This is a genomic window from Cupriavidus sp. SS-3 (genome assembly GCF_035818815.1).
Classification (GTDB): Bacteria; Pseudomonadota; Gammaproteobacteria; order Burkholderiales; family Burkholderiaceae; genus Cupriavidus; species Cupriavidus taiwanensis_C.
In genome coordinates this window covers 38,631-61,308 of sequence record NZ_JAYLVT010000028.1, presented here as the reverse complement: position 1 = coordinate 61,308, position 22,678 = coordinate 38,631, and the positions used below count along the sequence as shown (strand labels likewise).

Genomic DNA, 22,678 nt, shown 5'->3' with positions numbered 1-22,678 from the left:
AATGTGGCCATGGATGCCTTGTCCGACCTCTTGCGCGCCGTGCAACTGAGCGGTGCCGTGTTCCTGAACGGCGAATTCAAATCACCATGGTGCCTGATCAGTGAAGCCGATGCTGAATTGCGCGCCGCGTTCCTGCCGCGCGCCGACCGCGTGGTCTCGTATCACCTGATCACCGAAGGTATCTGCTGGGCGCGCCTGGTCGACGACACCGGCCCCGGGGTGCGCGTCGAAGCCGGCGAGCTGCTGGTGGTGCCGCAGGGCGAGCCGCACGTGCTTGGCAGCGACCTCCACCTGCAGCCCTTGCCTTCTGCGCCGTTGGTGTATGACCTGCTGCGCAACAGTCCCGGCGAAGTCATGCGGGTCTCGTACGGCGGCGGCGGCGAACACACGCGCATGGTCTGCGGCTTTCTCGGGTTCGACGACACCATGGGCAATCCGCTGCTGACGTCGCTGCCGCGGCTGTTCAAGGTAGGTCTCGGGAGCGGGCTGGAATCCGCGTGGCTGGCCTCGGCGCTGGCCTTCGCCACCTCGGAGGCGGCGGAACCGCGCGCCGGCAGCGCCACCGTGCTGGCCAAGCTGTCGGAACTGCTCTTCGTGCAGGCGGTGCGGCGCTGCATCGACACCCTGCCGGCCAATGAAAGCGGCTGGCTCGCCGCGCTGCGCGACCGCTACGTGGCGCGTGCGCTGTCGCGCATGCATGCGCGGCCGGCCTATCCGTGGACTGTCGACGAACTGGCCGGCAACGTAGGCCTGTCGCGCTCGGCGCTGGCGCAGCGCTTCACCGACCTGCTGGGGCAGCCGCCGATGCAGTACCTCGCGCACTGGCGCCTGCGCACCGCCGCGGCCGAGCTGCGCAGCGGCAACCGCTCGATCAGCGAGGTCGCCGGCGCGGTCGGCTATGACTCCGAGGCCGCCTTCAGCCGGGCCTTCAAGCGTGAATTCGGATTGCCGCCGGCCAGCTGGCGCCGCAACTGCACCGAAGCGGCGCACGCATGAACGAAAACGGCCCGCGCCTGGGGCACGGGCCGTCGACCGGCCACCACGTGGCCGTCAGTGTCTTACATTTTCTGCTTGGTGTTTTCCGCCGCGCCCTGCACCTTCTCGCCGCCGCGCTCGATATCCTTGCCGGCACCGGCCATGGTGTTGCAACCCGTGACCAGCAGCATGCCAGCGAGGGCAAACAGTGCGTATAGCTTTCTCATGATGATCTCCTTGCTTCGTGTGGATGCGGCATGCGCCGCCAGGATAGAAGAGCTCGGAATGGCTTGACCGGGCAGCCTGTTGCCCAACCGGCAATTGGATCGTAGCAATCCGTGGCACGACGAAAAGTCGGCATTCGTCCTACCGCGATGTCAGCAGAACGCGCGACATGCCACGGCGCCATGCCGCACTACGACGGTGCCAAACCCGGCGTGCCGGCTGGTCCCGAATATGCTTGTAGGACTGCCACCGATAGCCCGCGCCCGCGGGATCCTATAAAACCCCAATGTCACTGCCAGCCATCACGGAGAACACCATGACGTCACGCAGCATCCATGTGCTTCCCGCCACGACCGGCGACTCCGAATACGCCAGCGAGGGGGAATGGGCGCTTACCATCGAGGGCCTGGAAAGCGGCCCCGACGACGCGGCATTGCACTTCCCGACGCAGGAAGCCGCCATCGCTGCCGGCTGGATGCGTGCCCGCGAGGATGGCGTGTCGCTGTGCATCCATGGCCGTGACGGCCTGGTGCGTGAACGCAAGATCTACTGCCGCGATGGCCGCGGCAATGCCCGCCTCGGCCGCTAGCGCCGTCTAGGCTGGCCCGCCGTCGCGGTGCCAGCTGCCTCGCCATCATTGCCTTGCGTGCCCGCTGACACAGCGGGCCGCAACCGTTCATTGCGCCGGATGCATTGAGTCGCATCAAAGTGTCGCGCATCTTCTGCTGAAAACCTCGGGTCCACCGCCAATACTGGAGTCAGGCCACTGGCCGACGACCAGGACAACCGAGACCCGCCATGCGTTTTCTTCTTCTCCGATACCGTCCGCTGGACATCTATCCCGACCCGCTCGACGCCAGGGTGGCGGAACTGCACGATCTTGCCGAAGACATCCAGGATCGCCACGCACGCAAGTGGCGCCGGCATGGCTCCATGCTGACCCGGCATGACGGCGCGCCGTCGGGCTTTCCCACCGGCGACCCGAAAACGCGGCACTGATGCGCCATGCAAGGACATTGCCTTTTCTGGCAGGAATGTGAACAAGTGTCATATCGGGTTGGCAAGACCATGACCCCTGCTGAAGAATGGTTATCCGCAGGCAAGGAACCCGATCGGCGGGTTCGCTGCCGCACCATTTTTCTGACGCAGCGACATGAATCGAACCACCCGGGAATGCGTGATGGCGTTGATTTCCAGCCTGCGTGCCAATGGGCCCATGCCCCGGCACCGGCTCGCCACCGCCAGCCGCCTGAGCGCCGCCGAGCTGACCCGCGCGCTCAAATCCGCCCGCCAGATGGGCGTCGTGGCCTATGACGGCGAGCCCGACCTGCCGCCCGAGGCCGAAACTCCGCTGGTGCTGACCGGCCGGCCGTTACCGCCGCCCCGGCGCGTCACTCCCGCGCCGCGCGACAACACCCCGCACTTCGAACCGCTGCTGGATGTCTGGGGCATCGCCCGGCCCGCCACGCTGCGGCGCGGACACGCTTCCTGACACGCTCCATGCCCATCGGCACGCTGGCTCGCGCGTGCCGTTCTTACAAAGGCAGGTAAGGCGCACACGCAAAAGTCGAGCCCGGCGCGCCGGCAACGGGCGCTTGCGCAGGGTACGGAACTTGCGCGACGCTTCAGGCTATGGCTTTCGCTTCCCCCTGAGCGTGCGCAATGAGGCAATACCATCCGCCCGGCACCACGGCGTCCCCAGCGCCCACGGCGTCGCCACCACCGCATGATCCCGCCCCGCCGCCCGGCTTCCAGTTCGAGCCCGGGCGCAACTGCTGGCGCGTCGAACCTTGCCGGCGCTTTGCCATGCTGGTCGACGCCGACGCCTATTTCCGTGCGCTGCGCGAGGCGCTGCCGCGGGCCGAGCACACCATCTTCATCCTGGGCTGGGACATCGACAGCCGCATGGAACTGGTCCCCGCCGGCGCGCAGGATGGCCTGCCGCCGGGGCTGCGCGACTTTCTGTGCGCGCTGGCCGACCGCCGCCCCGACCTGCGCATCTACATCCTGAGCTGGGACTACGCCATGGTGATGGCGATGGAGCGCGAATGGCTGCCTTCGGCCAGCGCGCACTGGCAGGCGCACCGGCATCTGTCGTTCCTGCTGGACGGCAATCATCCTCCCGGCGCATCGCACCACCAGAAGGTGGTGGTGCTCGACAACAAGGTCGCCTTCGTCGGCGGGCTGGACCTGACGCTGCGCCGCTGGGACGACAACCAGCACGCGCCCGGCGCGCCGCTGCGCATGGCCGAAGGGCGACCCTACGCGCCGTTCCATGACGTGCAGTGCGCGGTCGACGGCAGCGCGGCCGCGGCGCTCGGCAAGCTTTGCGCGGAGCGCTGGCTGCGCGCCAGCGGCAAGCAGCCGCGGCCGGTGGCACCGACCTCGTCGGATCCGTGGCCGCCGAGCCTGGCGCCAGAGCTGACCGACGTGCGCGTGGGCATCGCCCGCACCATGCCGACGTGCGAGGACGAGCCCGGCGTCAGCGAGATCCGCATGCTGCTGCGCGATGCCATCGCCTCGGCCCGGCACAGCATCTACATGGAGAACCAGTACTTCAGCTCCGGCGAGATCGCCAAGGCGCTGGCCGCGCGGCTGGGGCACGAGGACGGCCCGGATATCGTGCTGGTGTCGCGCCGCAACGAGAGCGGCTGGCTCGAGGCCCACAGCATGGGCGTGCTGCGTGCGCGCCTCTACCGGCAGCTGCGCGCGGCCGACAAGTTCGATCGCTTCCGCCTGTACTGCCCGACGATCCCCAACCTGCACCCCGAATGCGTCAACGTCCACAGCAAGGTGACGGTGATCGACGACGACTTCCTCACCATCGGTTCCTCCAATCTCAGCAACCGCTCGCTGGGGCTGGACACCGAGTGCAATATCGTGGTGGTCTCCGGCGGCGAGCCCCGCATCCAGACCGCCATCGCCGCGATGCGCGCGCGGCTGCTGGGCGAACACCTGGAGGTATCGCCCGAAGCATTCCAGGCCGAGGTGGCCGCCACGCGCAGCGTGCTCGGCGCGATCCGGAACCTGCAGCGCAGCGACGGCCGCTCGCTGGAAGACTATGTGCCGCCGCTGCCCGACGATGTCGATGCCGCGTCACCGGCCGCCAACCTGCTGGACCCGATCGAGCCGATCGACAGCGACCAGGTGCTGGCCGAGTTCGTCAGCCACGAGGCGCGCCCGCGCGTGCTCGGGCGCGTGGGGGTGATGGTGGCGCTGGCGCTGCTGATGGCGGGGCTGGCCTTTGCGTGGCGCTATACGCCGCTGCGCGAGTGGGCGGATTTCCGTGCCTTGCTGGGCGCCATCGAGCGCGTCGACGAGATGCCGCTGGCGCCCCTGGCCATGATGGGGGTCTACCTGGCCGGTGCGGTGACGATGCTGCCCGTGACGCTGCTGATCCTGGTCACGGTGGTTGTGTTCGGCCCGCTCTACGGCGCCGTGCTGGCCCTGTGCGGCACGGTGCTAAGCACCGGCGCCGGCTATCTGGCCGGGCGGCTGCTGGGGCGCCGCGCCGTGCGCCGCTTTGGCGGCAGGCGGCTGAACCGCGTCAGCCACCAGCTGGGCAAGCACGGCGTCGTCGCCATGGTGGTGCTGCGGCTGGTGCCGATCGCACCGTTCTCGCTGGTCAACATGGTGGTGGGCGCCTCGCGCATCAGCCTGCGCGATTGCCTGATCGGGACCGCGCTGGGGATGTTGCCGGGCATTGTGGTCAGTGCCTTGCTGGTGGACCGGGTCGCCGCGGCGGCGCGCGACCCGGGGCTGTTCACCTTTGCGCTGCTGGCGCTGGTGCTGCTGGTGCCTGCCTCGCTGCTGCTGGTGCTGCGCCGGCGACGGCGCAATGCAGCGCGCGGCGGCCGCCACGACGATCCGCCCGGCCCCGGCTCGCGTTTGTCGCGGCTGGCGCGGATCGCCGGCGAGCGTTCCTGACACTCACGGCTGGCGGCGGTAGGTGGCCTTCACGATCTGCGTCCACTCGCCGTTTTCGCCCTGCATGTACGAAGTCAGCTCGCGGTGGTTGTCGTCGCGGAACGTGATCACGTCGCGGTACTGCACCATGCGGCCGTTGCCCGAGCAGTCCGGTCCTTCGGCGCGAAGCGTCAGCTGCTGGCCGCCCGCGTCGAGGTCGCCTTCGTAGACCCACAGGTGGGTCATCATCGAGCCGATGAAGGTGCCGACAAAGTGCTTGCGCGCCGGATCGTAGCCCAGCGTCATGACCGTCGATGCCGGGCCGCAGCCGGGCATGTCGCCCTGGGCTACGCACTGCACCCAGACGTCGCCGATCGCGCTGACCCGCTCCGGAATCTGCCAGGTCTGCACCGGCTGGTCCGGTCCCATGACGGCCTCGCCCTCCGCCAACCAGTTGCCAACCAGGCGTTGCAGCCAGCGGTGTTCCTTTTGTGCTTCGATTTGCATTTTCGGTCTCCAGTGAATGGGTAACGGCCGGGGTGCGGCGGTTGCCGCGAGCATTTGTGGATGCTGTACACATAGACTAGCAAACGAAATGGACAGCGTCCACATTAAATTGCAACAGCCGGCACTGAGGGGGACAGACTGAGCTTATTGCGGCAGGCGCAGCTTGGGCACGGCAAAGCGGTTGCCCTGGGCGCGGCGTACGTCGCACTGGACCTTGGCCTCGCGTACGGCGCCGTCCTGAGCCAGGTATTCGACATCGGCCACCACGCTGTAGTTGTCCTTGTCGATCTGGCGCGCGGTGGCGGACACCCACTTGAAGCTGCCGGGATTGGGCAGCGCCGCCTTGACCGCTTGCTTGCAGGCGGCCTCGGGCGCCCCCTCCTTGCCGGGCGGCCGCGATGCATCCTGCCTGGCCGCGGCCAGCGCGGCCGGCACGCCCGCGGACAACGCTACCGCGAGCGCGGTAGACAGCAAACGTGGGGAAAGCGGCGAGAACATCCTGGACTCCTGCGACTGGGCGGCGCCGGATCGCACCACCCTGGCGCCGGCGTCGATGCAGTTCAGGCCGCGGCGCGCATGCAAAAGTTCCCTTGTCGCCACAGCCAGCGGCCCTAACGCCGCACGCAGGCCTTGTAGGTGAACTTGTCGCCGCGGAACATGAATTCCGAAAACGCCAGCGGCCGGTCGTCGATGTCGTGCGGCGTGAAGCGGATGCGCAGCAGCGGCTCGCCCGGCTCGACCTTGAGCCGGCGCGCGCTTTCCGCGCTGGCGGGGATCGCCGCGCTTTCCGTGTGCAGGTACTTGAGGCGATAGCCCAGTCGCGCCTCCACGATCATCAGCGCGTCGTTGTTTTCCAGGTCGTGCTCGAGCATCGCGCGCATCAGCGCTTCGGGCGCCATGGTCACGCCGACCGCCACCGGCGTGCCGCCCACGGACTTGAGCGTGGTCACGCTCAGCAGCTTGCTGCCGGGGGGCATGCGCAGCGCGTCGGCGGCGATGGCCGGCGCGGTAATCAGCCGCGTCGACAGCAGCTTGCCGTGCGCTTCGTGGCCACGGGCCCGCATGTAGTCGTAGAAGCCGGTCAGCGGCCCCAGGTCGGCCTGCCCCGCAGGGCGGCTGACAAAGCTGCCCTTGCCGTGGACCGTTTCGATCAGTCCTTCCGCCAGCAGCGATGCCAGCGACTGGCGCACGGTGATGCGGCTGACGCCGAACTCCGCCATCAACTCGGCTTCCGAAGGCAGCTTGATGCCCGGCGTCCATTCGTTGTTGACGATGCGCTGGCGCAGCGCGCCTTCGATCTGCTTGAAGCGGGGCAATGAGCTGGTTGTCACGAGATTCGAGGGATTCATGGGGACGGCCCATGCGGGCATCTACTTATCATAACAACGTTGACTCATCATAACATGTTATGACAACATCGGCCGGGCATCATCCATGACAAGACCAGTCGCGCCGGCCTGCAAGGGCCTCCACGTGACGGCGCACGCATACGGAGACAACCGATGCCAGACCTAAGCGCATTGCTGCAACCGCGCACCATCGCCGTGATCGGCGCATCCACCCAGCCCGACAAGGTAGGCGGCATGCCGGTGCGGCTGCTGACCGAGCTGGGCTACGCCGGCCGCATCGTCCCGGTCCACGCCACCGCCAGCGAAGTGCAGGGGCTGGCCGCGGTGCCGACCCTGGACGCGCTGGATGCGCCGGCCGACCTGGCCATCGTGGCGCTGCCGGTCAGTGCCAGCCTTGACGCGATGCGCCAGCTGGCGCGCAACGGCACGCGCGCCGCGGTGTTCTTTACCTCCGGCTTTGCCGAGACCGGCGGCAATGGCATCGCGCTGCAGGCCGAGCTGGCGGCGCTGGCGCAGGCCCATGGCATCACGCTGCTGGGACCGAACTGCCTGGGCGCGATGAACCTGCGCGAGCGCGTGTTCGCCACCTTCTCGCCGATCCCGCTCGGCGGGCTGCCGCCGGTCGGCGAGGTCGGGCTGGTCAGCCAGAGCGGCGCGTTCGGGGCCTATGCCTTCGCGCTGGCGCGCGAGGCCGCGCTGGGCCTGAGCCACTGGGTCACCACCGGCAACGAAGCCGGCCTGCATGTGGCGGACGTGATCGAATGGCTAACCCGGGACGATGCCACGCGCGTGATTCTGGCCTACCTGGAAGGCTGCCGCGACGGCACCCGCCTGCGCCGCGCGCTGGCGGCGGCGCGCGCAGCGGGCAAGCCGGTGGTGGTGACCAAGGTGGGCACGACTGAAGCCGGCGCGCGCTCCGCGCAATCGCATACCGCCAGCCTGGCGGGCGAAGACGCGGTCTACCAGGCGGTGTTCGATGAATACGGCGTGTTCCGCGCCGATACGCTGGAGGAATTCTTCCGGCTCGGCTACGTGCTGTCGCGCGGGCGCCGGCCGACGCGATGGCAGGCTTCGGCGAAGGAGCCGGCCAACGCCGTCACCCCGGTCGCGCTGGTCACTGTCTCCGGCGGCATCGGCATCATGATGGCCGACCAGGCCGAGGCGCTCGACCTGCCGCTGCCGCCGATGCCCGAAGCCCCGGCCGCGGCGCTGCGCAGCGCGATTCCGTTCGCCAGCACCGCCAACCCGATCGACGTCACCGGCCAGGTGGTGGCACAGCCCGAGGTGTTGCTGGGCGCCATTGCCGCTGCCGCACAAAGCCCGGACTACGGCAGCGTGGTGGCCTTCCTGGCCGGCGGCGTAGGCTCGCCGCGAATCTGGCCCGGACTGCAGGACACCGTCGACGCCCTGCACCGCAGCGGCACCGCGGCGCCATTGCTGTTCAGCGGCCTCGCCGATGAAGACAAGCGCCGCTGGCTGGAAGCGCGCGGCGCGCTGGTGTTCCGCGAACCGGCGCACGCGGTGCAGGCCGTGGCCGTGCTGGCCAGGGCCGCGGCGCAAGCCGCGGCGGCACAGGAGCCCATCCCCGCAGCGGCCGCCGCCGACAGCCTGCCCGTTCCCGATGTCCCGCCCGGCACCACCGCCTTGTCCGAGTTCGAAGCCATGCAATGGCTGGCCGCCTGCGGCATCCCCACCGCGCCGCACGGCCTGGCGCGCGATGCAGACGAGGCCGCGCGCATCGCCGACACCATCGGCTATCCGGTCGCGATCAAGCTGTGCTCGCCGGACATCCTGCACAAGAGCGATGTCGGCGGCGTGGTGCTGAACGTGGCCGACGCGCAGGCGGCCCGCACCGCCTTTGCCCAGGTGCAGGCCGCCGCGGCCAGCCACGGCACCTCCGCGCGCTTCGACGGCGCGCTGGTCGCCGGCATGGTGCGCGGCTGGGGCGAGTTGATGGTCGGCGTGCGGCGCGACCCCGTGTTCGGGCTGGTGGCGCTGGCCGGCATCGGCGGCACCGCGGTGGAGATCTTTCGCCAGACCGCGTTCGGCCTGGCACCGCTGAGCCATGCTCGCGCGCGCACCATGCTGCGCGCGAGCCGTGCCGAGGCCCTGCTGTCGGGCCACCGCGGCCATCCCGCGATCGACGCCGCGACCGTGGCCGAGGTGCTGGTGCGCGTCTCGCAGGCCGCGGCGGCGCTGGGGCCGCGGCTGGACACACTCGAAATCAACCCGCTGATCGTCACCGCGCGCGGCGTGGTCGCCGCCGATGCCGTGGTGACCCTGCTCGCGGCGGAGCCCGACAGCCACACGAACAGACCCAACGAGGAGACCACCCGATGAACCAACCCGCTGCGCCCTTCCTTGCCGGCGCTCCCATCGACACCCCGCAGGAAGCCCTGACCGCCGCCGCGGCACTGCCGCTGGTGCTGGCCACCTACCCGCTGTTCGAAAGCCTGCGCACCTGCCGCCTGCAGACTTCGGTGGCGCAGGCCACCGGCTACGGGCGCGCGCCGGTCAACACGCTGTCGGCCAGCACCCAGCCGTGGACGCACCGCGACCGCGACATCGTCACGCCGGCCAATGACCTGCTCTACTTCTGCGCCTGGGTCAACCTGGCTGACGGTCCCGTCACGCTGCACGTGCCGGCACTCCCGGATGCGCGCCGCTACTACGTGGTGGAACTGCTCGACGCGTGGACCAACAACTTCGACAACCTGGGCCCGCGCAACGTGCCCGCCGCGGGCGCCGACATCGTGCTGGCCGGCCCCGGCCAGCATGCCGACGGCGCGCACGTGGTGCATTGCCCCACGTCGCTAGTCTGGCTGCTGGGCCGCGTGCTGGTGACCGGCACCGACGACCTGCCCGCCGCCAGCGCCTTCGAGCAGGGCTTCCGCCTGTCCGGCGGCAGCGCGCGGCAACCCGCCTGCGTGCGCGACTGGCAGGACAGCGGCGAGCCGGCGCTCGACTTCTTCGCCAACGTCTTGAACGCGCTGCGTGAGTATCCGGCCGAGCCTTCCATGGCTGGCCTGCTGTCGCTGCTGCGCAAGTGCGGCATCCGTGCGGGCGAGCCGGTCGACGTGGGCGCGCTGCGGCCGGCGGTGCAGCAGGGCCTGGTGCGTGCGTGGCGCGAAGGCATGGCGCTGATCGAAGCCAATACCCGCAGCCATGCGCGCAAGAGCTGGACCTACAGCCTGCTGCTGGGCCGCTATGGCGACGACTGGATGCAGCGCGCCGTGACCGCGATGAAAGGCCTGGGCGCGCTGCGCGCCGACGAAGCCGTCTACGCCGCCGCCGACTACGATGCCGACGGCGAACTGCTGCATGGCCGCCACAGCTACGCGCTGCACTTCCCGGCCGGGCACCTGCCGCCGGCGCAGGCGTTCTGGTCGGTTTCGCTCTACGGCGCCGACCGCTTCTTCACCGACAACGCGATCGGCCGCTATGCGCTCGGCGACCGCAGCCCGGGGCTGCAATACGACGCCGATGGCGCGCTCACGCTGACGATCTCGCACCAGCGCCCCGCGCAGGCACAGGAGAACTGGCTGCCGGCACCGGACGCCCCGTTCTACCTGATCCTGCGTCTGTACCACCCCACCGACGGCTTCATCGCCGGCGACTACGTGATCCCGCCGCTGCGGCGCATCGCCTGAAGGAGGCCGCCCATGACAACCCACGACAACTCCCTCGACGCGCTCGCCCGCGACGCGGTGCGCTATACGCTGCCGCTGTATGAAATGGCGCGCATGCGCGCCGCCACCTGCCCGCGCCGCGACAGCGCCGGCACCTTTGCCGGCGATGGCCCCGATTCCACGCTGCGCTGGATCAACACCGTCACGCACGTGCGCGCGCTGCTCGGCCCGCAACACCGGCAGGTGGTCACACCGAACAACGACACGCTCTACACCAACGCCTGGCTCGACCTGTCGCGCGGCCCGCTGCTGCTCGACGTGCCCGACTGCCACGGCCGCTACTACGTGCTCGGGCTGCTCGACGCCTATACCAACCCGTTCGGCTACATCGGCACCCGCACCACCGGCATGCAAGGCGGCACCTGGCTGCTGCACGGGCCGGCCTGGCGCGGCGAGGTGCCGGCCGGCGCCACGCCGCTGCCCTGCCCCACCGATGCGGTCTGGATCATCGGCCGCATCCTGGCCGACGGCGAAGCCGACCTGGCTGGCGCGCATGCCTTGCAGGACGGCATCCGCCTGCGCCGGCCCGACGGCACCGCCGCCGCGAGCGTGATCGACGCCGGCATGCATGCCGGCGAGCGCCCTGGCGACCCGGACCGCTACGCCGCCATCATCCGGCGCATGCTGGCCGAGAACCCGCCGCCCGCCGCCGAAGCGGACCTGGTGCGCAGCTTCGCCACCGCCGGCATCGGCAGCGCGACGCCGCTGACGCCGGCGCAACGCACTGCGCTGGCAGCCGCGCTGGCGCACGTCGATGCCGAACTGTCCGCGCCCAAAGCTTCCGCGCTGGGCGGCGGCTGGTCCCTGCCGGTGGAAATCCGCACTTCGTTCGGCGCGCAATACGCGCTGCGCGCCGAGGTGGCGCGCAACTACATCGGCGCGCTGGGGATCGAGGAAGCCATGTACCTGATGGCCGATCGCGATGCCGACGGCCTGCCGCTGGACGGCACGCACCAGTACGAACTGGTGTTCCCCGCGCAAGGGCTGCCGCAGGTGGGCGCGTTCTGGTCGCTGACCATGTACCGGAAATCGGACTGCATGCTGGCGGAAAATCCGCTGCAGCGCTATTCGCTCGGTGACCGCTCGCCAGGCCTGCGCGCGGCGCCGGATGGCAGCCTGCGCATCGTGCTGGGCGCGCGCGCGCCGGCGGACGCCGCCGATACCGGCAACTGGCTGCCTGCGCCGCCCGAACCGTTCTACGTGGCATTGCGCCTGTACGTCCCCGGCCGCGCGCACCTGGAACGCACCTTCCGCTACCCCGCCATCCGCCACATCAAGGAAGCATCATGAAGCGAACCATAGTCTTCGCCCGGGCCGTGCTGACGGCCGGCGTGGCGCTGCTGTGCCTGGGCAGCCCGACGCAGGCGCAAACCTATCCGTCGCGGCCGGTCAAGCTGGTGTCGCCCTACGGCGCAGGCGGCTCCAACGACATCTCGGCGCGCATCCTGGCCGAGGCGCTGAGCGGCAAGCTCGGCCAGCAGGTGGTGGTCGAGAACAAGCCCGGCGCCGGCACGCGCCTGGCCACGGAGCAGGTGGCGCATGCCGCGCCGGACGGCTATACGCTGCTGTGGGCGGCCGCGCCCTTCGCCATCAACACCGCCGCCGGCATCGCGCAGCGCTATGACGTACACAAGGACTTCGTCGCGGTGGGGCCGCGCGTGCTGGGGCCGATCTTCCTGATCGTCAATGCCAGCTCGCCGGCGCGCACGGTGGCCGACTTCGTGCGTATGGCCAGGGACAAGCCCGACGGCGTGACGGTGGCCTCGCCGGGCGCCGGCTCGGGCCCGCACCTGAGCGCCGAACTATTCGGGCAGGTCGGCAAGTTCAAGCTGCTGAGCGTCCACTACCGCGGCGACGCCACCGCCTACACCGAGTTGCTGGCCGGCCGTGCCGACGCCACGCTGACCGCCATCACCTCGGCGCTGCCCTTTATCAAGGCCGGCAAGCTGCGCGTGCTGGCGGTGGCGTCGGAGCAGCGCACGCCGGTCTATCCCGATGCGCCAACCTTCGCCGAACAGGGCTATCCGGGCATGGTCGGCTACGGCTGGTTCGGGCTGGTCGCGCCGGCCGGCACGCCGCCCGCCGTCACCGAGCGGCTCAACCGCGAGGCGTCGGCCGTGCTGGCCGATGCGCAAACGCGCAACAAGCTGCTTGGCCTGGGCCTGGAGCCGCATCCCGAGCGCGGCAGCGCGTTCTCGGCCTTCATCGACCAGGAGATCGGCAAATGGGGCAAGCTGATCCAGGCGCGCGGCATCAAGCTGGACTAGCGTACGAACGCACAGCGTCCGAGCAAAGGCAAACCGTGACATCGCATAAAACAGGAGACCACGCCATCATGAAGACCGTTGCCCGTTTTTCGCCGTCGCTGCGCGGCACGCTGCTGCGGACCGCGCTGCCCTGGCTCGGCATCGCGGCGCTCGCCGTCGCGCCCGTGGCCGCGCCGGCACAGGGCGCCTACCCGGCCAAGCCCATCCACCTGATCGTCGCCTATCCGCCGGGCGGCCTTACCGACACGCTGGCGCGCGCCGTCGGCGACGGCCTGTCGCGCCAGCTCGGCAAGACCGTGGTGGTCGAGAACAAGGGCGGCGCCGGCGGCATCATCGGCACCGACTATGTCGCCAAGGCGGCGCCGGACGGCTACACCCTGCTGATGACCATTCCGGGCCCGATCACTTCCAACCTGGCCCTGTACAAGAAGCTGCCCTACGACCCGCGCACCGACCTGCGCCCGGTCTCCGACATCGCCACCGCGCGCACGGTGCTGGCGGTCAACAGCAGCGTGCCGGCCAGGACCGTCGCCGAACTGCTGGCCTATGCCAAGGCTTCGCCCGGCAAGCTGCGCATGGGCTCATGGGGCGCGGGCACGCAGCCGCATACCATCCAGACCTATTTCGCCAGGCAATACCAGGTCGACATGCTGCACGTGCCCTACCGCGGCGAAGGGCCGATGGTGACCGACCTGCTGGCCGGCCAGGTCAACGTGACGGTGGGCTCGGTGACCGCGCTCAAGCAGCATTTCGCCACCGGCAAGCTGCGTCCGCTCGCGGTCACCGGCACGCGTCGCGCACAGGCGCTGCCGGACGTGCCCACCTTCACCGAGGCCGGCTACGCCGACGAGCCGTTCCGCCTGACCGGCCCGATCACGCTGATGGCGCCCGCCAAGACGCCGCAGGACATCATCGACCGCCTCGGCCGCGAAACCGCGAGCCTGGTCGCCAGCGCCGACATGCAGCGGCGCATCGTCGACATGGGCGCGGAGCCGCTCGGCACCACCCCGGCGCAGGCCGAGGCGGCCTACAAGGCCTACCTGCCGGTGGTGCTGAAGCTGACGGCTGATACGGGGGTGACGCTCGACTGAGGGAGTGGAGAGGCGTCGGCAGCGGCGTGATACAGTGCCCGGGCGCGGCACATGGCCGCGCAAGCCCTACCGCCCGCATGAAAACGCTGCTGATCGTCTACCACACCATGACCGGCGGCACGCGCCAGATGGCCGCGGCCGCCGCTGATGCAGCACGCCGGCAGCCCGGCGTCACGGTCGTGCTCAAGACCGCCGCCGAGGCCGGCCCCGACGATGTGCTGGCCGCCGACGGCTACCTGTTCGCCACCCCGGAGAACCTGGCCGCGATCGCGGGCATGATGAAGGACTTCTTCGACCGCTGCTATTACCCCGCGCTGGACCGCATCAACGGCCGGCCATACGCCGCCATGATCTGCGCCGGCAGCGACGGCCAGAACGCGCTGCGCCAGCTCGAGCGCATCGCCACCGGCTGGCGCCTGAACCGCGTCGCGCCCGGCCTGATCGTCTGCACGCATGCGCAGACGCCGGAGCGCATCCTCGCCCCCAAGCAGATCGAAGCCGCCGACCTGGCGCGGTGCGCCGAGCTTGGCGAGGGCCTGGCCGCGGGGCTCGGCCTGGGGGTGTTCTAAGGCCGTCCCGGCCATCGGGCAACCGGGGCGCGGAGCGGGAACGGGACTTGCACGTCCCACGCATTCCCTTTGCAAACCCTCGCCATGGAAGACCCCGAAATTACCGCTTCAGAAGCCCGGCGCGATCCGCTTGCCGGCACGGCGCGCGGCGTGATGCGCGTGGTCGATGCGCTGACGCAGACCGCGCTGGTGGTGGCCACCGCCACCCTGGCCTGGGCGCTGTGGCGCCGTTCCGATGCCTATGCGTGGTTCGGCGGGCTCGGCCCCGGCACCGCGGTGACGCTGGCGGTGTTGGTCACGCTGGTGGCGCTGCTGGGGGTCTGGATGGGCGTGCGCACCTGGCGGCGCGTAGGGTGATGCGTCGCTAATCCTTACAACGCCACAGTAAAAACTCGCCACAAACCCCAGAGGACATGCGGTGCCTGACACTTCGCTTCGCCGCACCAGCCTGCTTGCCGTCGTCACCGGTGCGTCGTCCGGCATCGGCTACGAACTGGCGCGCTGCTGCGTGCAGCGTGGCTATGACCTGGTGATTGCCGCGGACGAGCCGCAGATCGAGGTCGCCGCCAGGCAACTGCGCGACCAAGGCGCCGAGGTCACGGCGCTGCTGGCGGACCTGTCCACGCCCGACGGCGTCGAACAGGTCTGCGCGGCACTGGGCAGCCGCCGCGTCGACGTGCTGTGCGCCAACGCCGGCCGCGGCCTGGGCCACGCCTTCCTGGACCAGGACTTCGCGGCAATCCAGCGCGTGGTGGAGACCAACGTGACCGGCACCCTGCACCTGCTGCACCGGGTCGGGCAGCTCATGCGCGCGCAGCACGAGGGGCGCATCCTGATCACGGGATCGATCGCCGGTTTCGTCCCGGGCACCTGCCAGGCCGTGTACAACGCAACCAAGGCCTTCCTGGACTCCTTCTCCTACGCGCTGCGGCACGAGCTGCGGCACACCGGCGTGTCGGTCACCTGCCTGATGCCCGGCGCCACCGAAACCGATTTCTTCGAACGCGCGGATTTGCTCGATACCCGGCTCGGCCAACAGAAAAAGGCCGATCCCGCCGAGGTGGCGCGGATCGGTTTCGATGCCATGATGCGCGGCGAGGGCGAGGTGGTGCCGGGCTGGCAGAACAAGCTGCGCGCCGCAATCGCCATGGTGACGCCCGCCGACGTGCTGGCCGAGCAGCATCGCCGCATGGCCGAGCCGCAGCACGCGCCGGGGAGCGCCCCGGCAGCACCGGCGGACAAGCCGCCGGCGCCGTAATTCCGCATCAGCCCATGCGCGTGGTGCCGCCGGTGCCGTCGCGTCCCTGGCCGGGACCGCCGCTGCCGGTTTCCATGCCGCCGCCATAGCTGCTGGCGCTGGAGCCCGTGGCACTGCCTGAACTGCTGATGCCGCTGACGCGCCCCTGGCCGGACCCGCCGGACTGCGCTCCGGCCTGCCCGCCAGACTGCGCTCCTTCGGTGATCCCCGACACGCCGAACGCGCCCGGCGCGCCCAGGCGCACCGCGTTATGGATCTCCCGCACGCCGAAGACATCGTCGACGATGTCCTCGATGCAGTACTTCTGGCGCCGGTCGCGCACGTTGCCGGTCAGGCGCACCACGCCGCCCTGCACTTCGACTTCCACCTCGCGCACATCGACATGGCGCGCATGCGCGAGCCGTTCGCAGATGTCCTCGCGGATGCGCTCGTCGCTGCGCTGGTAGCCCTTGGGCCCGACGCGGTCGCGCCCGCGCGGCATCTCGCGCGACGCATTGCCGCGGCTGTCGCCGCCGCTGTCGCCCCACTCGTCGCGCACCTCGCTGCCGCGGCGCCAGGCTTCGTCCTCTTCCCATGGCGGGCGCCGGGCGGAGGTTTCCCAGACGCGCTGCGCCGGGCTGGAGCGGCCGCCGTAGTAGCCGGACTCGCGCACGTCGCTGTCGTGTCGCTGGCGGCCTTCATAGCGGCCTTCGCCGTAGTCGCGCGCGGGGCCGCCGCGCTGGCCGTAGCGCCCCTCGCCGTAGCCGCCCGGATCGCCGCCGCGCGGGTCGCCGCGATTGCGGCGGGATTCATCGGCGTCGCGGTCCTCGCGCCACCAGGAGCCGCCGCCTTCATTTCGGAATGGATGCATCGCTGTCTCCAAGGGTTGAGCTTCCGGCGCGGCCCGGCGGGCCGCGCCGCCAGTCACCGGGGCGCAAGTTCCATACCATTGGCGGGCATGGAGGACGGCACGCCTGCCGCGCGCCGCGCGCCAAAGCAAAGGCGGGCGCCACCAGTAAAGGGCGCCCGCCTTTGTCACGCAACCGGGTTGCCGCGGGATTGCCTCTGGGGTTACCTCGTCATGCGGCCAGGGGAGTGAGGCCGCGCGGGGCATCGTCCTCGTCTTCATGCACGATCAGCACCACACCGCGCCGCTTGGCCGCGGCCATGCCGATGTTGACGGCGACGTCGCGGTCGTCGCATTGGACCAGGCCCTTGCGCGCGCTTTCGACCGTCAGTTCCCAGCCCTGAGCGGTCTGCCTGATCAGGAAGTTTGCAGCCATGGGTTGCTCCCTGTCGTTGGTGTTCTTGCAGCGTAGCCGATGGGCAGAACCGTTAAATCGGCGTCTGTCCGATAGCTTGTGGGCGCTTCTCCTACAGTCGTCCTGGATGGCGTGCCGGACACCGACAAATTGCGCCAACAACAGGCCCCGGCAAACTTGATGCTGTCGATCGTGGAATTGCGATTGTTGACAAGAATCACGGATATAAGCCGACTGCGATCGAAGAATCGTCCTCCATCACGCAAAACCGGACCCGCGGGACGCAGGCGGACAACGCCGCACTGTGGCACGCCCCGGCAGGAGGAGACCATGGACGCAAACCCTGTCGCCGCCGTTGGCGGCCCCGGCGCGGCGGCTTCCCGCCCTTTACTTGCACCTGTACCGGCCCCCGCCCGCAAAAGCATGCTGCACGACCTGGAGCAAACCCGGCTCGCGATCGAATTGATCGGCCTGGGGGCGCGCCTGCAGGTGCTGGAGGCGGAGGTGTCGCTGCCGCGCGAGCGGCTCACCCGCCTGTACAAGGAGCTTTGCGGGGCGTCGCCGCCCAAGGGGATGCTGCCGTTCTCGACCGACTGGTTCCTGAGCTGGCGCCCCAACGCCCATGCCTCGATGCTGCTCGGCGCCTACCGCTTCATGATCCGCGCCGGCCACCTGGACGGCATCCGTGCCACCCTGGCTGGCTTCCGCATGTATCGCGAGCACCTGAGCGCCACCGGCGAGACCGCCCAGCTCAGCTTTACCCGCGCCTGGATGCTGGTCCGCTTCTATGAGCGCGGCATGTTGCGGCTGGCGCGCTGCCAGTGCTGCCGCGGCGAGTTCGTGGTGTGCGCCCACGATGCGCGCCAGCGCTACACCTGCGGCCTGTGCCTGCCGCCGGCACGCGCGGGCAAGTGCCGCAAATCCGGACCCGCCGGCGCATGAACGCCGGTGCCGCACCGGCTCCATTGTCTGCTGCCGCACAGTCCGGCCACCCGCACCCTTCCATGATGGATGCACCCGACCACCCCGCCCCCGGCGCATCCGGAGCCTCGCCCATGTTCAAGATCCCCATGCTCGGCAAGATGCTGGGCACACCCGCGCCCGAGGCCGGCGGCAAGGCCCGCGCCGAGCCGCCGCCGGCGCCGTCCGGCGCCGGCGCGCCGCGCAAGGGCATGCCGGAACAGCTTGCGCAGAACCTCAAGACCCAGGGCGACGCCATGATCCAGTACGGCGCCCGGCTGCTGGTGATGCGCGAGATGCTGTGCGCCATGGCGGTGGCGCTGCCGCCCGATGCGCGCGCCAGCGCCCAGCGGCAGTTCCGGCAGCGCATCGACCAGTTGCTGTCGCTGACCGACGATCACGTGCTGCCGGCCGAATTCCACACGGCGCTGCTGGCCGAGGTCAATTACTACCTCGGCGAGTTGAAGCAACGCTGACGGCCCCGCGCCGTGCGCGTTGCCCCGGCCGGTTTTGCTGTCAGGCCGCGCCGGGTCCGCACTATCCGCTCGCTATCCCCGCGCGGTGAGGTTGCGCAACCGACTTCTGTTGCCGGTTTGATACCGGTCGTAACGGCCATTCCTGGCCCCCTGCCATCGTGCTACAGTGCGCCCTCAGCACAAAGCTGCGCAGCGACGCATAGCGCACTCCAGCGGCCCGCAACCGGGCGCCGCGGGGATGGCGCGCCAGCGTAGCGCGCGCTTGCCGCTCGCCACCCCTTTGGCGCCGAACCATTGCCGCGCAGCCGCCTGTCCGCGGGTCCGCCCCGACCGCCGCTGCCGCCCCCAGGATCTTCATGACGCACCAGCTCCAGGCTGCGCTCACCATCGCCGCCTTCAAGCTCTTTGCCGCCTTGCCCTACGGCGTGACCGCCCGGCTCGGCGACGCCCTCGGCAAGCTGCTGTACCGCATCCCCAGCCGCCGCCGGCGCATCGTCCATACCAACCTGGCACTGTGCTTCCCGGACATGGACCCGGGCAAGCGCGAGCGGCTGGCGCGCGACCACTTCGGCCATGTGCTGCGCAGCTACCTGGAGCGCGGCGTGCAGTGGTTCGGCAACGCCGAGCGGCTGGGCAAGCTGGTAGAGCTGGATTCGCGCATCGACCTGGCCTCGTGCGCGGAGCATCCGACCATCTTCATGGGCTTTCATTTCGTCGGCATCGAGGCCGGCTGCATGTTCTATTCGATGCGCCACCCGGTGGCATCGCTGTACACGCGCATGTCGAGCCCGCTGCTGGAGCAGATCTCGCGCACCCAGCGCGGGCGCTTCGGCGCCGAGATGATCCCGCGCAACGGCAGCGGCAAGCAGGTGGTGCGCACGCTGCGCGCCGGCTGCCCGGTGATGCTGGCCGCGGACATGGACTTCGGCATCAACGATTCTGTGTTCGTGCCGTTCTTCGGCGTGCCGGCGTGCACGCTGACCTCGGCCTCGCGCCTGGCCAGCCTGACCGGCGCGCGCGTGGTGCCGTTCACCACCGAAGTGCTGCCCGACTACCGCGGCTACCGGCTGCGCGTATTCGACCCGCTGGAGGGCTTTCCCTCCGGCAGCGTCGAAGAGGACTCGCGCCGCATGAACGCCTTCCTCGAAGCCCAGATCGCCACCATGCCGGAGCAGTATTACTGGATCCACCGGCGCTTCAAGAACCGCCCGGAAGGCATGCCGCCGGTGTACTGACGCGGCTAGCCCGCGGCGCGCCGCCAGGCTTGCTGGATCTCGGCCACCAGCCGCTCCAGCTGTGCGGCATAGCGGGCGTGGTCGCGGCGGCGCTCGGTGTCGTTGAACGGGTAGCTGATATTCAGCCCGTACAGCTGCTGGTCCGGGCCGGAAAACGCCGCGCCCACGGCCAGCAGATGCCCCGGCTGGTAGGCCGCGGTGCAATGGCCGTGCCGCTGAGCCTGCGCGATGCCGCGCAGCACACGCGCGCGCATGCCGGGCCAGGCCTCGCCCTGGCGGGCAGCGATACCGGCCAGCAGGTCCCTGCGCACCTCCTCGGGCTGCGCCGCCAGCCATGACAGGCCGATCGCGGTCAGCTCCATCGGCACGCGCGAGCCCGGCACCACGCGGCGCGTGCGCGACACGCTGTCGCGGCTGTGCCGGATCGACGCCAGGTACACCATCTCCAGCTGGTCCCCCACCGCCAGTCCCACGTTGACCTTGCCGGCCTCGGCCACCTTGCGCATCAGCGGCAACGCAATCTCCGGCGCGCGGCTGGACTGGTGGAAGGCATCCGCCAGGCTCAGCACCACCGGCGCGAGCCGGTAGGCGCGTTCGTTGACGTCGTAGCGCAGGAAGCCGGCATCGACCAGCGAGCGCGTCAGCCGGCTCACGGTCGGACGCGGCAGGCCGGTGCGCGCGGCCAGTTCGGCATTGGTCAGGCTGGTGGTGCCGACGCGGAAGGCGCGCAGCAGCACCAGCCCGCGCTCCAGCGACTGGCTGCCCGCGGTGTCCCGGGTAAAGCGGCCGGTCCGATGGGTCACGCTGCGGCTGGATCCCTGGGGCGGGATGGCGTCAGGCATCGCTGGCAATTTCAGTAAGTGAAATTCGAGTATAGCGGTGCGGCGGCGCGGCGCGAATACTGTGGGCACGCGGCCCCGAGCCGGCCGACCACAGAGGAGCACCCCCCGCATGTCATCCGATGCCGAGATCCATGTCACCCGCGACGGCCACGTGGCCCGCGTGGTGCTGTCCCGCCCGCCGCACAACTTTGTCGATGTCGACGTGATGCGGCGCCTCGCCGACACCTTGCTGGCCCTGGACGACCACCACCACTGCCGCGCCATCGTGCTGGCCTCGGGCGTCGGCGCGTTCTGCGCCGGCGCCGACTTCAGCGGCGCCGGCCAGGGCGAAGTCGCCAGCGACCCCGCCGCCTTCTACGTGCATGCGATGAAGCTGTACCGCAACCGCAAGCCCATCGTCGCCGCGGTGGCAGGCGCCGCCATCGGCGCGGGGCTCGGGCTGGCGCTGGTGGCGGATTTCCGCGTGACCTGCGCCGAGGCCCGCTTCAGCGCCAACTTCAACCGGCTCGGCTTCCACCCCGGCTTCGGCCTGAGCCTGACGCTGCCGCGCCTGGTGGGCGAGCAGCAGGCAGCGCTGCTGTTCTACACCGGCCGGCGCATCACCGGGACCGAGGCGGTCAGGATCGGCCTTGCCGACGAGCTGGTGGGCGGGGACGAGGTCGACGCGCGCGCCATGGCGCTGGCGCAGGAGATCGCCGCGTCGGCCCCGCTGGCGGTGGAAACCACGCGCGCCACCCTGCGCGACGGGCTCGCCGACCGCATTGCCGAGGTCAACCAGCGCGAACTGGCGATCCAGCGCGGACAGTTCCGCAGCGAGGATTTCCGCGAGGGCGTCGCCGCCATGGCCGCGCGCCGCGCCCCCGTGTTCCGGCGCCGTTGAAGGAGAGATCCATGAGCGAAGCAGACAAGCGCGCGGCACCCGCCGGCCCGCTCGACGGCATCCGCGTGCTCGACCTGACCGCGGTCGTGCTCGGCCCGCTGGCGACGCAGGTGCTGGCCGACTTCGGTGCCGACGTGATCAAGGTCGAAGGCCCCGAAGGCGACCTGATGCGCGCCAATGGCGTGTCGCAGCATGCCGGCATGAGTTCCATCTACCTGGCGCTGAACCGCAACAAGCGCTCGGTGGTGCTCGACCTGAAGACCGCCGAGGGCGCGGCGGCGCTGCGCGGCCTGATCGCCGGCGCCGACGTGCTGGTGCACAACATGCGCGTTGCCGCGATCGAGCGGCTGGGCTTCGGCTATGCCGAGGTGGCGCGCATCAACCCGCGCATCGTCTACTGCCTGGCCACCGGCTTCGGCCAGGACGGCCCGCACCGCGACAAGCCGGCCTTCGACGACATCATCCAGGCCGGCTGCGGCCTGGTCGCGCTGGGCTGCGCCGGCGGCGAGCGCCCGCAATACGTGCCCAGCCTGCTCGCCGACAAGACCACCGGGCTGGCGCTGGCCAATGCCGTGCTGGCCGCGCTGCTGTACCGCGAGCGCCACGGCGTGGGCCAGATGGTCGAGGTGCCGATGCTGGAAACCATGACTGCCTTCGTGATGACCGAGCATCTGGGCGGCCTGACCTTCGACCCGCCACCGGCCGGCGCCGGCTACGCCCGCCTGCTGCAAGGCGGGCGGCGCCCCGCGCCCACCCGCGACGGCTGGATCTGCGCGCTGCCCTACACCGGACGCCACTGGCAGGCCTTCTTCCGCGCGGTGGGCCACGACGACCTGGCCGAGCGCTACGACGTGGGCGACCGCGCGCAGCGCAACGCCAATATCCGCGCGCTGTACGGCCACCTGGCCGAACTGACGCCGGCACGCACAACGGGCGAATGGATGCAGCTGTTCGAGTCGCTCGACATTCCGGCCACGCCGATCTACGGCCTCGATGCCCTGGCCGACCATCCGCACCTGCAAGCGGTCGGGCTGTTCCAGCCAACGCACCACCCTACCGAGGGCCCCCTGCGCGAACTGCGCCCGGCCACGCGCTTCTCGGCCACGCCGCTGTCGCTGCGCCGCCATGCGCCGGCGCTGGGCGAGCACACCGAGGAGGTCCTGCGCGAACTGGCCATGGCGCAGGATGCGCGCCGATCCCGATAAACA

25 protein-coding genes are annotated in these 22,678 nt (G+C 70.2%); 18 read left to right on the top strand and 7 right to left on the bottom strand.

Going from position 1 to position 22,678, the window contains the following annotated elements:
• Positions 1 to 9 precede the first annotated feature (9 nt).
• Positions 10 to 996 (top strand): AraC family transcriptional regulator, encoded by a 987-nt coding sequence (locus U9J39_RS28605; RefSeq protein ID WP_018004821.1) that lies wholly within the window; start codon positions 10 to 12, stop codon positions 994 to 996.
• Positions 997 to 1,058: 62 nt separating this feature from the next.
• Here the strand turns inward: U9J39_RS28605 and U9J39_RS28600 are convergent, their stop codons facing one another.
• Positions 1,059 to 1,202, bottom strand: a complete 144-nt coding sequence (locus tag U9J39_RS28600) for an entericidin A/B family lipoprotein (protein WP_042881786.1) — start codon at positions 1,200 to 1,202, stop codon at positions 1,059 to 1,061.
• A gap of 314 nt (positions 1,203 to 1,516) precedes the next feature.
• Here U9J39_RS28600 and U9J39_RS28595 point away from each other — a divergent pair, with 314 nt between their 5' ends.
• From U9J39_RS28595 to U9J39_RS28580, 4 genes are all read left to right on the top strand, one after another.
• Positions 1,517 to 1,789: a DUF2188 domain-containing protein gene (locus U9J39_RS28595; RefSeq protein WP_115683334.1), complete on the top strand. Its 273-nt coding sequence runs from the start codon at positions 1,517 to 1,519 to the stop codon at positions 1,787 to 1,789.
• A gap of 209 nt (positions 1,790 to 1,998) precedes the next feature.
• Positions 1,999 to 2,199 (top strand): hypothetical protein, encoded by a 201-nt coding sequence (locus U9J39_RS28590; RefSeq protein ID WP_116314191.1) that lies wholly within the window; start codon positions 1,999 to 2,001, stop codon positions 2,197 to 2,199.
• A 154-nt stretch (positions 2,200 to 2,353) separates the two neighbouring features.
• A complete protein-coding gene (locus U9J39_RS28585; protein ID WP_371925687.1) occupies positions 2,354 to 2,692 on the top strand; it encodes a hypothetical protein in 339 nt (112 codons plus the stop codon).
• A gap of 170 nt (positions 2,693 to 2,862) precedes the next feature.
• Positions 2,863 to 5,127, top strand: a complete 2,265-nt coding sequence (locus U9J39_RS28580; RefSeq protein ID WP_326348721.1) for a VTT domain-containing protein — start codon at positions 2,863 to 2,865, stop codon at positions 5,125 to 5,127.
• Positions 5,128 to 5,130: 3 nt separating this feature from the next.
• On the opposite strand, the gene U9J39_RS28575 is transcribed toward U9J39_RS28580, so the two are convergent.
• From U9J39_RS28575 to U9J39_RS28565, 3 genes are all read right to left on the bottom strand, one after another.
• Positions 5,131 to 5,613, bottom strand: a complete 483-nt coding sequence (locus U9J39_RS28575) for a DUF1579 domain-containing protein (protein ID WP_115683338.1) — start codon at positions 5,611 to 5,613, stop codon at positions 5,131 to 5,133.
• A gap of 144 nt (positions 5,614 to 5,757) precedes the next feature.
• Positions 5,758 to 6,111 carry a DUF2880 domain-containing protein gene (locus U9J39_RS28570; RefSeq protein WP_326348720.1) on the bottom strand — a complete coding sequence of 118 codons (354 nt, stop codon included), beginning with the start codon at positions 6,109 to 6,111 and terminating at the stop codon, positions 5,758 to 5,760.
• A 113-nt stretch (positions 6,112 to 6,224) separates the two neighbouring features.
• Complete coding sequence (locus tag U9J39_RS28565) at positions 6,225 to 6,962, bottom strand: GntR family transcriptional regulator (protein ID WP_115683339.1); 738 nt, start codon at positions 6,960 to 6,962, stop codon at positions 6,225 to 6,227.
• A 153-nt stretch (positions 6,963 to 7,115) separates the two neighbouring features.
• On the opposite strand from U9J39_RS28565, the gene U9J39_RS28560 reads away from it, so the two are divergent.
• From U9J39_RS28560 to U9J39_RS28525, 8 genes are all read left to right on the top strand, one after another.
• Entirely contained in the window at positions 7,116 to 9,302 is a 2,187-nt protein-coding gene (locus U9J39_RS28560) for an acetate--CoA ligase family protein (protein ID WP_326348719.1), read from the top strand.
• Entirely contained in the window at positions 9,299 to 10,612 is a 1,314-nt protein-coding gene (locus U9J39_RS28555) for a DUF1254 domain-containing protein (protein ID WP_326348718.1), read from the top strand. The genes U9J39_RS28560 and U9J39_RS28555 overlap by 4 nt, the downstream gene beginning before the upstream one ends.
• Positions 10,613 to 10,624: 12 nt before the next feature.
• A complete protein-coding gene (locus U9J39_RS28550) occupies positions 10,625 to 11,941 on the top strand; it encodes a DUF1254 domain-containing protein (RefSeq protein WP_326348717.1) in 1,317 nt (438 codons plus the stop codon).
• Positions 11,938 to 12,918, top strand: coding sequence for a Bug family tripartite tricarboxylate transporter substrate binding protein (locus U9J39_RS28545; RefSeq protein ID WP_326348716.1), 981 nt, complete (start codon positions 11,938 to 11,940; stop codon positions 12,916 to 12,918). Before U9J39_RS28550 ends, U9J39_RS28545 begins: the two co-directional genes overlap by 4 nt.
• 68 nt (positions 12,919 to 12,986) lie before the next feature.
• Complete coding sequence (locus U9J39_RS28540) at positions 12,987 to 14,009, top strand: Bug family tripartite tricarboxylate transporter substrate binding protein (RefSeq protein WP_116380469.1); 1,023 nt, start codon at positions 12,987 to 12,989, stop codon at positions 14,007 to 14,009.
• A 77-nt stretch (positions 14,010 to 14,086) separates the two neighbouring features.
• Positions 14,087 to 14,578 carry an NAD(P)H-dependent oxidoreductase gene (locus U9J39_RS28535; RefSeq protein ID WP_115683345.1) on the top strand — a complete coding sequence of 164 codons (492 nt, stop codon included), beginning with the start codon at positions 14,087 to 14,089 and terminating at the stop codon, positions 14,576 to 14,578.
• Positions 14,579 to 14,662: 84 nt separating this feature from the next.
• The gene (locus U9J39_RS28530; RefSeq protein WP_062803427.1) at positions 14,663 to 14,935 is read left to right on the top strand and encodes a hypothetical protein; all 273 of its coding nucleotides are present in this window, start codon (positions 14,663 to 14,665) and stop codon (positions 14,933 to 14,935) included.
• Between the two features lie 61 nt (positions 14,936 to 14,996).
• Positions 14,997 to 15,836 (top strand): SDR family NAD(P)-dependent oxidoreductase, encoded by an 840-nt coding sequence (locus tag U9J39_RS28525; protein WP_326348715.1) that lies wholly within the window; start codon positions 14,997 to 14,999, stop codon positions 15,834 to 15,836.
• 7 nt (positions 15,837 to 15,843) lie between these two features.
• On the opposite strand, the gene U9J39_RS28520 is transcribed toward U9J39_RS28525, so the two are convergent.
• Positions 15,844 to 16,686 carry a BON domain-containing protein gene (locus tag U9J39_RS28520; protein WP_326348714.1) on the bottom strand — a complete coding sequence of 281 codons (843 nt, stop codon included), beginning with the start codon at positions 16,684 to 16,686 and terminating at the stop codon, positions 15,844 to 15,846.
• Between the two features lie 208 nt (positions 16,687 to 16,894).
• Complete coding sequence (locus tag U9J39_RS28515) at positions 16,895 to 17,098, bottom strand: hypothetical protein (protein ID WP_062803430.1); 204 nt, start codon at positions 17,096 to 17,098, stop codon at positions 16,895 to 16,897.
• Positions 17,099 to 17,500: 402 nt separating this feature from the next.
• Between U9J39_RS28515 and flhC the strand changes: the two genes are divergently transcribed.
• The 3 genes from flhC (at position 17,501) to U9J39_RS28500 (ending at position 19,748) form a co-directional block, all read left to right on the top strand.
• The gene (flhC, locus tag U9J39_RS28510) at positions 17,501 to 18,019 is read left to right on the top strand and encodes a flagellar transcriptional regulator FlhC (protein ID WP_240987798.1); all 519 of its coding nucleotides are present in this window, start codon (positions 17,501 to 17,503) and stop codon (positions 18,017 to 18,019) included.
• 113 nt (positions 18,020 to 18,132) lie between these two features.
• Positions 18,133 to 18,513, top strand: coding sequence for a hypothetical protein (locus U9J39_RS28505; protein ID WP_116314182.1), 381 nt, complete (start codon positions 18,133 to 18,135; stop codon positions 18,511 to 18,513).
• Positions 18,514 to 18,869: 356 nt separating this feature from the next.
• Positions 18,870 to 19,748, top strand: coding sequence for a lipid A biosynthesis lauroyl acyltransferase (locus U9J39_RS28500; protein WP_116314181.1), 879 nt, complete (start codon positions 18,870 to 18,872; stop codon positions 19,746 to 19,748).
• A gap of 5 nt (positions 19,749 to 19,753) precedes the next feature.
• Here U9J39_RS28500 and U9J39_RS28495 read toward each other — a convergent pair whose 3' ends face one another.
• Positions 19,754 to 20,551, bottom strand: a complete 798-nt coding sequence (locus tag U9J39_RS28495; protein ID WP_240987797.1) for an IclR family transcriptional regulator — start codon at positions 20,549 to 20,551, stop codon at positions 19,754 to 19,756.
• Positions 20,552 to 20,699: 148 nt separating this feature from the next.
• On the opposite strand from U9J39_RS28495, the gene U9J39_RS28490 reads away from it, so the two are divergent.
• Together U9J39_RS28490 and U9J39_RS28485 are read left to right on the top strand one after the other, a co-directional pair.
• A complete protein-coding gene (locus U9J39_RS28490; RefSeq protein WP_326348713.1) occupies positions 20,700 to 21,470 on the top strand; it encodes an enoyl-CoA hydratase/isomerase family protein in 771 nt (256 codons plus the stop codon).
• Between the two features lie 11 nt (positions 21,471 to 21,481).
• The gene (locus U9J39_RS28485) at positions 21,482 to 22,675 is read left to right on the top strand and encodes a CaiB/BaiF CoA transferase family protein (protein ID WP_326348712.1); all 1,194 of its coding nucleotides are present in this window, start codon (positions 21,482 to 21,484) and stop codon (positions 22,673 to 22,675) included.
• Positions 22,676 to 22,678: the final 3 nt, after the last annotated feature.